This window comes from Stenotrophomonas sp. GD03794 (genome assembly GCF_029842145.1).
GTDB lineage: Bacteria > Pseudomonadota > Gammaproteobacteria > Xanthomonadales > Xanthomonadaceae > Stenotrophomonas > Stenotrophomonas riyadhensis.
In genome coordinates, this window is record NZ_JAOCFV010000023.1 from 59,284 (window position 1) to 69,210 (window position 9,927).

10 protein-coding genes are annotated in these 9,927 nt (G+C 66.9%); 2 read left to right on the forward strand and 8 right to left on the reverse strand.

The features are described from left to right. Positions 1 to 1,257, forward strand: a complete 1,257-nt coding sequence (pgaC, locus tag N5D91_RS13720) for a poly-beta-1,6-N-acetyl-D-glucosamine synthase (RefSeq protein WP_110712913.1) — start codon at positions 1 to 3, stop codon at positions 1,255 to 1,257. Continuing rightward, entirely contained in the window at positions 1,254 to 1,724 is a 471-nt protein-coding gene (gene pgaD, locus N5D91_RS13725) for a poly-beta-1,6-N-acetyl-D-glucosamine biosynthesis protein PgaD (RefSeq protein WP_164161190.1), read from the forward strand. The genes pgaC and pgaD overlap by 4 nt, the downstream gene beginning before the upstream one ends. 138 nt (positions 1,725 to 1,862) lie before the next feature. Here the strand turns inward: pgaD and N5D91_RS13730 are convergent, their stop codons facing one another. The 8 genes from N5D91_RS13730 to N5D91_RS13765 all read right to left on the reverse strand — a co-directional run. Further along, complete coding sequence (locus N5D91_RS13730; protein ID WP_164161192.1) at positions 1,863 to 3,134, reverse strand: glutamate-5-semialdehyde dehydrogenase; 1,272 nt, start codon at positions 3,132 to 3,134, stop codon at positions 1,863 to 1,865. Then, positions 3,131 to 4,288: a glutamate 5-kinase gene (proB, locus tag N5D91_RS13735; protein WP_164161194.1), complete on the reverse strand. Its 1,158-nt coding sequence runs from the start codon at positions 4,286 to 4,288 to the stop codon at positions 3,131 to 3,133. Before proB ends, N5D91_RS13730 begins: the two co-directional genes overlap by 4 nt. 11 nt (positions 4,289 to 4,299) lie before the next feature. Further along, complete coding sequence (locus tag N5D91_RS13740) at positions 4,300 to 4,563, reverse strand: YciI family protein (protein WP_097049329.1); 264 nt, start codon at positions 4,561 to 4,563, stop codon at positions 4,300 to 4,302. Continuing rightward, on the reverse strand, positions 4,563 to 5,858 hold the full coding sequence (gene argH, locus N5D91_RS13745) for an argininosuccinate lyase (protein ID WP_153855931.1): 1,296 nt from the start codon (positions 5,856 to 5,858) through the stop codon (positions 4,563 to 4,565). The genes N5D91_RS13740 and argH overlap by 1 nt, the downstream gene beginning before the upstream one ends. Positions 5,859 to 5,878: 20 nt before the next feature. Further along, on the reverse strand, positions 5,879 to 6,832 hold the full coding sequence (gene argC / locus N5D91_RS13750) for an N-acetyl-gamma-glutamyl-phosphate reductase (protein ID WP_032129402.1): 954 nt from the start codon (positions 6,830 to 6,832) through the stop codon (positions 5,879 to 5,881). Next, positions 6,829 to 7,431 carry a GNAT family protein gene (locus N5D91_RS13755; protein WP_180855199.1) on the reverse strand — a complete coding sequence of 201 codons (603 nt, stop codon included), beginning with the start codon at positions 7,429 to 7,431 and terminating at the stop codon, positions 6,829 to 6,831. The genes argC and N5D91_RS13755 overlap by 4 nt, the downstream gene beginning before the upstream one ends. Before the next feature lie 3 nt (positions 7,432 to 7,434). Then, positions 7,435 to 8,763 carry an acetylglutamate kinase gene (locus N5D91_RS13760; RefSeq protein ID WP_032129401.1) on the reverse strand — a complete coding sequence of 443 codons (1,329 nt, stop codon included), beginning with the start codon at positions 8,761 to 8,763 and terminating at the stop codon, positions 7,435 to 7,437. A 75-nt stretch (positions 8,764 to 8,838) separates the two neighbouring features. After that, a partial coding sequence (locus N5D91_RS13765) for an acetylornithine deacetylase (protein ID WP_110712918.1) occupies positions 8,839 to 9,927 on the reverse strand: 1,089 nt, incomplete at its 5' end.

Genomic DNA, 9,927 nt, shown 5'->3' on the forward strand with positions numbered 1-9,927 from the left:
ATGGACATGCATCCGTTGCTGCAGGTCCTGTTCCAGTTCGCCTTCTACTACCCGATGGTGATGGCGTTCTTCTGGATGTCCGGCGGGCTGTATTACTACTTCCGGCGCGAGCGCCACTCTCGACCGCGCAACGATCCGCCGCTGATGGTCGATCCTCCCTTCGCCAGCCTGCTGATTCCCTGCCACAACGAGTCCGCGAACCTCGACGACACGCTCGGCGCGGCACTGGCGCAGCGCTACCCGGCCGACTATGAAGTGATCGCCATTGATGACGGCAGCAGCGATGACACCGGCGCGAGGCTGGATGCGCTCGCTGCGAAGCATCCGCGGCTTCGCGTGCTGCACCTGGACCGCAACCTGGGCAAGGCCAACGCCCTGCGCATGGGCGCACTGGCGGCGCGCTCGGAGTACCTGGTGTGCATTGACGGCGACGCGATGCTGGAAGAACACGCGCTGCACTGGATGATCTGGCATCTGGTCAGCGGCAACCGGGTCGGTGCCGTCACCGGCAACCCCCGCATCCGCAACCGCTCCACCCTGCTCGGTCGCCTGCAGGTGGCCGAGTTTTCCTCGATCATCGGCATGATCAAGCGCGCGCAGCGCGTGTATGGACGCATCTTCACCATCTCCGGGGTGATCGCCGGCTTCCGACGCACCGCCCTGCACCAGGTCGGCTGGTGGTCCGATGACATGGTGACCGAGGACATCGACATCAGCTGGCGCCTGCAGCGCGCGCACTGGGACATCCGCTACGAGCCCAACGCACTGTGCTTCATCCTGATGCCGGAAACCCTGAAGGGACTGTGGCGGCAGCGGCTGCGCTGGGCCCAGGGCGGCGTGGAGGTGATGCTGCGCCATGCGCGCTCGCTGCTGCACTGGAAGGAGCGGCGCATGTGGGGCGTGCTGCTGGAGTACGTGCTGAGCGTGATCTGGGCCTACACCATGCTGTTCATCGTGCTGCTGTGGGCGCTGGGCAAGTTCATCGAGCTGCCGCCACAGCTGCATATCGCCAGCCTGCTGCCGGAGTGGCATGGCGTGATCCTGGCGATGGTCTGCCTGCTGCAGTTCGCCAGCAGCCTGATCATCGACCGGCGTTACGAAACACAGATTGGACGCAACTACTTCTGGGTCATCTGGTACCCGATGGCGTACTGGCTGATCAGCCTTTCCACCACCCTGGTGGCGCTTCCCAAGACCCTGCTGCGTCGTCGCAGCAAGCGCGCCACCTGGACCAGTCCTGATCGGGGTATCCGATGAACGCACAACACCCGTCCAACCGCTTCGACTCGCGGATGATCCGCAAGCCACACCATCAACCGCGCTTCCAGCGCACTGCCTGGGGGTTCGTCACGCTGGCGTTCTGGAGCTTCTACTTCTACCTGTGGGCGCCCTTGGTCACTCTGCTCTCGTGGCTGATCGGCGGCCAGCTGGCCTGGCGGCAGCTGTACGAACGGCAAAGCCAGTTCGATCCCTATGTGCTGGTGGCACTGCCGCTGATGCTGTTATGTGCCAGCGTGCTGCTGATCGGCTGGGCCGAATACAACCGCGCGCGCTTCCGTGGCCACGAGCGACGCCTGCCGCGACCACTGGCCAGCCTCAATGAAGTCGCGGCCGATCTGGGTGCCAGCACCGGCCTTGCCGAGCGCCTGCTGGGCTGCAAGGCCGCCACGCTGCACATGGACGATCATGCGCGGCCGATCGGCATCCGCCGGGAAGTGGTGTAACTCGATTGCCCTGGGTGCCGACCTTGGTCGGCACTTGCTTTGGTAGATGCCGACCTTGGTCGGCGCATGGGCCTGGTGGGTGCCGACCTTGGTCGGTACCGGGGTCTACCGCGAAGAGCATCCACGCATGGCGTGGCTCTACTTGCGGGTCTGCCCTTCGCCGCGCACAACGAAGCGCTCGACGGTGAGTGCCTCCAACCCCATCGGGCCATACGCGTGCAGGCGCGTGGTGGAGATGCCGATCTCGCTGCCCAGGCCCAGCTGGCCGCCGTCGGAGAAACGCGAGGACGCATTGACCATCACCACCGCCGAGCGCAGTGCGTTGACGAAGCGCTCGGCATGGCCGGCGTCTTCGGTGGCGATCACTTCGGTGTGGTCGGAGGTATAGGTGCGGATGTGCGCGATAGCCGCATCGAGGTCGTCGACCACGCGCACCGCCAGCACCAGATCGAGGAACTCGGCGGCATAGTCGTCTTCGGTGGCGGCGGTGCTGCCCGGCAGCAGCGGTTGCGCCAGTGCATCGGCGCGCAGCTGCACACCGCGCTCGCCGAGCGCCTGCGCCACGCGCGGCAGGAACGATTTGGCCACGTCGTGGTGTACCAGCAGCGTCTCCAGCGAGTTGCAGGCTGCAGGGCGGCTGCATTTGCCATCCACCAGCAGGTCAATGGCCTTGCCGAGGTCGGCACTGGCATCCACGAACAGGTGGCAGACGCCCTTGTAGTGCTTGATCACCGGCACCCGCGCATGCTCGGCAACGAAGCGGATCAGGCCTTCGCCGCCTCGCGGAATCGCCAGATCGATCAGCTCATGCAGCTGCAGCAGTTCCAGCATCGCTTCGCGGCGCAGGTCGGTCAGCACGGTCACCGCCGCCGCCGGTACGCCGTTGGCCTTCAATGCGCCGGACAACGCTTGGGCGATGGCGGTGTTGGAGTGGATCGCCTCGGAACCTCCGCGCAGGATCACGCCATTGCCGGCCTTCAGGCACAGGGCGGCCGCTTCGGCGGTCACATTCGGGCGGGCTTCGTAGATCATCGCGATCACCCCCAGCGGAACGCGCACCTTCTGCACACGGATGCCGTTTGGACGCACATCGTCGCGGGTGACCTGGCCGACCGGATCGGGCAACGCAGCGACCTCACGCACGGCTTCGGCCATCGCGAACAGGCGCGCTGGGTCCAACGCAAGGCGATCAAGCATGGCCGTGCCAACGCCCTTGTCGCGCGCGGCGGCGAGGTCACGCGCATTGCCGGCCAGGATCAGCCCGGCATTCACTTCCAATGCCTGTGCCATGGCCTTCAACAGCGTGCGGCGCGCCTCACTGTCGAGGCCGGCAACGATCTGGGCCGCGTCACGGCAGGCACGCGCCTGCGCTTCGATTTCGCTCATCGGGGTGTCCTTCAAACCGGTCATGGCAGCACCAGATCGTCGCGATGGACGACACTGCCACCGTAGTTGTAGCCCAGCACGGCCTCGATGTCGCGCGAATGGCGACCGGCGATCCGGCGCACATCATCGGCGGCGTACTGGCTGACGCCGCGGGCGATGCAGACACGGCCCTGTGGTGCATTCCAGCACACCTGCACCATATCGCCACGGCGGAACGCGCCTTCCGCACCGGTGATGCCGCCGGGCAACAGCGATGCACCCTTCTCGCGCATGGCCTGTGCCGCACCGGCATCGATCACGATCGCGCCTTCGGTCAGCGGTGCATGCCGCAGCCAGTGCTTGCGGGCCGCCTCGCGGCTGCGCGCGGCGTGGATGCGGGTGCCGAACAGGCGGTCCTGCGCCAGTGCACGCACCACGTCGCTGCTGCGGCCGTTGAAAAGGTAGGTCTCGATGCCGAGACGACCCGCCTTGGCCGCCGCCTCAAGCTTGGTCCGCATGCCGCCGGTACCGGCGCGCGAACCTGCGCCGCCGGCCATCGCCAGCACATCGTCACTCAGTTCCGGCACGTCGTGCAACGGCTGCGCATCGGCCACGGTGCGCGGGTCCGCGCTGTACAGGCCGTCGATGTCGGTGGCAATGAACAGCGCATCGGCATCGACCAGCGCAGCCACGGTTGCCGCCAGGTTGTCGTTGTCGCCGAGCTTGAGTTCGTCCACCGACACGGTGTCGTTCTCATTGACCACCGGCAACGCGCCCAGCCGCAGCAACTCATTGAGCGTGGCACGTGCGTTGAGGTATCGGCGGCGGTTGCGCAGGTCGTCGTGGGTCAGCAGCACCTGCGCCACCGGGCGCTCGAAGAAGCGCTGCCAGAGCCCGATCAGCTGGGCCTGACCGAGCGCAGCCAGCGCCTGCCGCGCCGCCATCGCCGCACCGGGCTCATCAGCCCGGGGAAGAATCGCGCGGCCAGCGGCGACCGCGCCCGAGGACACGATCACCACCTCGCGTCCGGCCAGCACATTGGCCGAGACGAACTGTGCCAGGCCCAGTGCGTGGCGTGGCGACAGGCCGCCGCCATCGGCCGCCAACAGGCTGCTGCCAACCTTGAGCACCGCACGCCGCCACGGCGGCAGCGCCTGTTCGGGGAACGGCGAGGCGACGGTGGCGGCGTGCAGGGTCATCAGTCAGTGTCTCAGCGGGTGTTCCATTCGTGCACGGTCAGCTCGGAGGCCTGCATCGTCACCAGCGGATCGGTGGCGACGATGGCCTGCGCCTGTTCCAGGCTCTCGACGTTGCACAGCACATAGGCACCACCGCTGCCATCGGCGAAACCGCCAGTCAGCTGCAGCTTGCCTTGTGCCTGCAATGCATCGAGAAAGTCACGGTGCGGCTGCACGGCGGCGGCGTTGAAATCGGGCCGGCGCATGGCCAGCACCAGGTAGACGGTGCCGGCCATCAGGCCAGCGCCTGCCAGCGTGCGCGCAGTTCGTCCAGGCGCAGGTCGGCGGCCGAACCCGGCGACACGCGTGCGGCCAGGCTGCCTTCCGGGGTGCGTCCCTGCCCTGCACTGTCGGCGCCGGCAGCTGCGGCCTTGTAGGCCTCGCGGAACGGCACGCCGGCCACGGCCGCTTCCACGGCCACGTCGGTGGCATACATGCCCGAATCGATCGCCGCACGCAGCCGGTCGTCACGCCATTCCAGGTTGGCCAGCAGCGCCGGCAGCAGCTCCAGCGCGGCCAGGCCACGGCCGAAACCGTGGAAGATGGCGCCCTTGGACGACTGCAGGTCACGGTGATAACCGGACGGCAGCGACAGCAGCTGTTCGATCTCGGTGCGTGCAGCGGCGACGCTGGCGTGGGTCGCACGCATCAGTTCGATCACGTCCGGGTTGCGCTTGTTGGGCATGATCGAACTGCCGGTGGTGTACTGCGCCGGCAATGCCACGAAACCGAATTCGGCGCTGGTGAACAGCGACAGATCCCAGGCAATGCGGCGCAGATCCAGCGTGGCACCGCCGAGGGCTTCCAGTGCGGCCAGCTCGAACTTGCCGCGCGACAGCTGCGCGTAGATCGGCGAAACCTGCATGCGCGCAAAGCCCAGCGCGGCCGTGGTGTGCTCGCGGTCCAGCGGCAGGTTCACACCGTAGCCGGCAGCCGTGCCAAGCGGGTTGGCGTCGACCAGCGCATGGGTATCCCGGGCACGGATGGCGTTGTCGATGAAGGCCTCGGCCCATCCGGCCCACCACATGCCGGCCGAGGACACCACGGCGCGCTGGATATGGGTGTAGCCGGGAATCGGCAGGTCCTTCTCGGCCTGCGCACGGTCCAGCGCGACCTTGGCAACTTCTGCGCTGAGCTGGGCCACACGCTGCAGCTTCTCCTTCAGCCACAGACGGGTGGCGACCAGGATCTGGTCATTGCGGCTGCGGCCGGTGTGGATCTTGCGGCCGGCATCGCCGAGGCGTTCGGTCAGGCGCGCTTCGATCGCCGAGTGGCCATCTTCGTACTGCGTGTCCAGCACGAAGCGGCCTTCGCGGAAGTCCTGCGCCAACACGTCGAGCTCGCGCAGCAGGCCGGCCAGTTCATCGGCGCTGAGGATGCCGATGTGCTGCAGGCCCTGCGCATGCGCGGCGCTGGCGGCGATGTCATGCAGGAAGAACTCGCGGTCGAGGATCACGTCGTCACCGGCGAGGAAGGTCTGGATCTGGGCGTCGACGGCGACGCCGGGCTTCTGCCAAAGAAGGTCTGCCATGGGGGCTCCGGAATACGTGTTCAGTGCGGGATCGACGTCAGTTCGTCGATGCCCAGCGCGAGGTTGAGGTTCTGCATGGCCTGGGTGGCCGCGCCCTTCAGCAGGTTGTCCAGGGTCGCCACCACCACCACCCGCTTGCCGCCCGGGGCCAGGGTGAAGCCACCGACCTGGGCACCGTGGCGGCCGGCGATGCGGCTGACCCACGGCGCTTCATCCACCACCTCGATCAGCGGTTCGCCCGCATAGGCCTGCTGGAAACGCTCGACGATCTGTTCGCGGGTCTGCACGCGGTTCAGCCACAGGTTGGCGGTGAGCGTGATGCCACGGAAATGCGGCGCGACGTGTGGCATGAATTCAACCGCCACGCCCAGCTGGACCGACACTTCGCGCTCGTGCACGTGGTTGGTCAGCGCATACGGCATCAGGTTGTCGGCCAGCAGTTCGACGTTGTTCTTGTCCGACGGCGTGGTGCCGGCGCCGGAATAGCCGGACACACCGAAGCACTGCGGCGGACCGGCCAGCAGGTCCAGCAGCGGATGCACCGCCAGCTGCATCGCCGTGGCATAGCAGCCCGGGTTGCTGATGTGCTTCTGGCCGTTGTAGCGGCCGCGGGTCAGCTCCGGCAGGCCGTAGTACCAGCTGTTGTCGAAGCGGTAGTCGGCCGACAGGTCGACGATGACGGTGTCCGGCTTCGCCGCTTCCAGTGCGGCCACGAACGGTGCGGCCAGGCCGTTGGGCAGGGCCAGGATCACCGCGTCCACGCCCTTGGCGGCCACGGCGTCGGCGTCCAGGTTCTCGTACTGCAGCTCGCCCTGGAATTCCGGATGGTGGTCGGACAGGCGCTGCCCGGCGCGTTCGCGCGAGGACACGAAGGCCAGCTTCAGCCGCGGGTGTGCGGCCACCAGCTTGATCAGCTCGGCGCCGGTATGGCCACGGGCGCCGACGATGCCCAGGGTGAAAGTCGAATCGTTCATGCGTGGCTGTCCAGGCGGTGCTGCAGGTGGCGCTTCACGCCCTGCCATTCCGTATCGATGATGGAGAAGATGACCGTGTCGCGCGGCGTGCCGTCGGCATGCCGCTTGTGGTTGCGCAGCACGCCGTCCTGCTTGGCGCCGAGGCGGGCGATGGCGGTGCGCGAGGTGAAGTTGAACCAGCTGGTTTCCAGCACCAGGCTGATGCAGCCCATGGTTTCAAAGGCGTGCTGCAGCAGCAACAGCTTGGTTTCGGTGTTGACGCCGGTGCGCTGCACGCGCGGTGAATACCAGGTGTAACCGAGGCTGAGCTTGGGCACGCCGGCATCCAGGTCGTAGAAGCGGGTGGTACCCACGATGTCACCTGCCGCATCGAGGATCACGAACGGCAGCACCTTGCCTTCCACCTGCGCCTGCAGCGCGGCCTGCACATAGTGCTCGACCCGCTCCGGCGAAGGCACCTGGGTGTACCAGAGCTGGTCCAGGCCACTGCCCTCCACGGCGGCGCGCAGGCCAGGCACATGCTCGGGCTGCAGCGGTTGCAGTGTTACGTGCTGGCCGCGCAGGGTGGGAATCGTAGTCCAGTGATCGGAATGGTCCATCATTCAGCCCTGCAGGCTCGGTGCGCGCTGGGCGCAGTGGTCGACATAGGTGCTGATCCGGTCGATGCCATCGGCGCCGTACCAGAACACCTTCCAATGGCCCTGCTTGTAGCAGCCATCGGATTCAGCATAGTAGAAATGATTGATCGGGTTGCCATTGCGCGAACGCCAGAACAGCTGCGGCGTTTCATCCCGCATCACGTTCCACACCGCGCGGCCGAGGCCTTCACCCTGTGCATCATCGAGCACGGCGAACTTGTCCAGGTACACGCCCTCGGCTTCGTCGGTGAGGATCACCGCGGTGCGGTAGTTCTCGCTGACATAGGCGCGCAGCAGCTTGGTCTTCTGGAAATAGTCAGGCACCAGCGTGCGGCCGAAGCTGGATTCGATCAGGCCTTTCAGCCGCGGCAGGTCCAGCTCGTTCCACGCGGTGGCGCGCAGCACCTTCTCGCCCTTGCGCACCAGCGTGCCCGAGCCCTTGTGGGTGAACAGTTCCTTGGCCAGGTCCGCCGGGCGCGTGATCGACACCGACGATTCCAGCGGCAGGCGGTCGAGCAGATCCTTGATCTGTTCGATCTTCACCTTCATGCCGCCGTGGATCCAAGGCTGCGCGATCAGGTGGTCGTACTCGGTGGACAGGTTGATCGAATCGATCACGCTGCCCTGCTCGTCCAGCAGGCCGCCGGTGCCGGTCAGGAAAATGATCTTGTACGGCTGCAGCTCCTGCACCAGCTCGTTGGCGGCGAAGTCGGCATTGACGTTGAGGATCTGGCCACCGGCGGTTTCGCCCAGGCTGGTGATGACCGGAATCGAACCGGCGCGCAGGCTGGCTTCGATCGGCGCCAGGTTGACCCGCTTCACTTCACCGACCAGGCCGTAGGTGTCCACGTCCAGGTACTCCGCCTCGAACACGCCACCGGTGATCGAGGTGGCACGCGCGCCGTTCTGCTGCAGGGCTTCGACCAGGCGCAGGTTGGACTGCTGGAACACCCGGCGCACGATCGCCAGTGCCTCCGGCGAGGTCACGCGCAGACCGTTGACGGTCTGCTTTTCGATGCCGGCGGCCGACAGCTCGGCATCCAGCTGCGGGCCGGCGCCGTGCAGCACGATCGGGGTCAGGCCGACTTCCTGCAGGAACGACAGCGAAGAGGTCAGCGCGTCGAGGTCGTCGCGCAGCACCGCGCCGCCGACCTTGACCACGGCAAAGCGCTTGGCGTCCAGCTGCGAGAAGCGCTTGAGGTACTGGCTGATCTCCTTCGCGCTGGCCATGCTGGAAAGCAGGCGCACGATGGTCTGGCGGGTCTGGCGGTGGGGCTGGAGGGCAGGAGACATTTCGGTTTCGTCACAGGCGGCGGTCGCCGCGTTGCAGTTCCACCCGGCCAGGGCCGGGCGGCGTTGTGGGGTCGATCAGGCGCCGGCGGCGATGATGCGGTGCACGGCGTCGGTGTAGCGCTGCAGCTGGTCCAGCGTCACGAACTCATCGGCGGTGTGGGCCTGGGCGATGTCCCCCGGGCCGAACACCAGCGTGGTGTAGCCAGCAGCGGAGAACAGCGAGGCTTCGGTCCAGAAGTCCACCGCGTTGCCGATCGGCAGCTCCAGCGCATCGGCCACGTCGCGCGCCAGCAGGCGGCGGTTCTCGGCCTCGGCGATGTCACCGGCCGGCAGGCTGGGGCCACGGAAGGTCTCGGTGAACAGTGCCGCTTCCGGTTCGGCGAAGCCGGCGAAAGTGGCCAGCAATCCATCGATATCCATCGACGGCAGCGGACGGAACCCGAAACGCACTTCGGCGGCCGGCGCGATCATGTTGGCCTTGATCCCACCTTCGACGCGACCGATGTTGAAGCGCAGGCCGGTGAGGCCACCGAAGCGTGCCGAGGCCAGCGATTCCACATGGTCCAATGCGCGGTTGCCCCAGCGCATGGCCTGGTGCAGCGCGCTGGCGGCCGCATCCTGCTTGCCCGAAGCGTGCCCGGCGCGGCCGGCGAACTGCATCAGCACCGAACTGATGCCACGGTGCGCCAGCACCGCTTCGCTCATGGTCGGCTCCGCCACCAGCACCGCTTCATACGGCAGGCCACGGGCCAGGAACGCGGCGATGCAGCGCGGATCGTTGGCTTCCTCGTCGCTGGAGAACAGGAACGCGGCATCGCCATCACTGGCATTGGCCGCGGCCACCAGCGCGGCGGCGGCGCCCTTGATGTCACACACGCCCAGGCCGACCACACGGTCGTCCAGGCGCCGCATCACGTGCGGGTCTGCACTCCAGTGCGGCGAATCCGGCACGGTGTCCAGATGCACGTTGAACAGGTACTTCGGCGTGCCGCGCACGGCGTACAGGCTGACCGCACCGGCGCCATGGTCGATCACCTCGACGTTGAAGCCGGGCAGGTTCGCGCGCAGGTAATCGAAGATGCCACCGGTGGTGATCGCACGCGGCGGGTTGCGGGTGTCGAAGGACACCAGGGCCTGCAGGTGATCGAGCGTCTGTTCAAGCAT

Bases quoted from the DNA above. Each gene is read 5' to 3' on its own strand.
- argC (WP_032129402.1), bottom strand. From the start codon at position 6,832: ATGAACGATTCGACTTTCACCCTGGGCATCGTCGGCGCCCGTGGCCAT.
- argH (WP_153855931.1), bottom strand. From the start codon at position 5,858: ATGGCAGACCTTCTTTGGCAGAAGCCCGGCGTCGCCGTCGACGCCCAG.
- proB (WP_164161194.1), bottom strand. From the start codon at position 4,288: ATGACCCTGCACGCCGCCACCGTCGCCTCGCCGTTCCCCGAACAGGCG.
- N5D91_RS13755 (WP_180855199.1), bottom strand. From the start codon at position 7,431: ATGGACCATTCCGATCACTGGACTACGATTCCCACCCTGCGCGGCCAG.
- N5D91_RS13760 (WP_032129401.1), bottom strand. From the start codon at position 8,763: ATGTCTCCTGCCCTCCAGCCCCACCGCCAGACCCGCCAGACCATCGTG.
- pgaC (WP_110712913.1), top strand. From the start codon at position 1: ATGGACATGCATCCGTTGCTGCAGGTCCTGTTCCAGTTCGCCTTCTAC.
- N5D91_RS13740 (WP_097049329.1), bottom strand. From the start codon at position 4,563: ATGGCCGGCACCGTCTACCTGGTGCTGGCCATGCGCCGGCCCGATTTC.
- pgaD (WP_164161190.1), top strand. From the start codon at position 1,254: ATGAACGCACAACACCCGTCCAACCGCTTCGACTCGCGGATGATCCGC.
- N5D91_RS13730 (WP_164161192.1), bottom strand. From the start codon at position 3,134: ATGACCGGTTTGAAGGACACCCCGATGAGCGAAATCGAAGCGCAGGCG.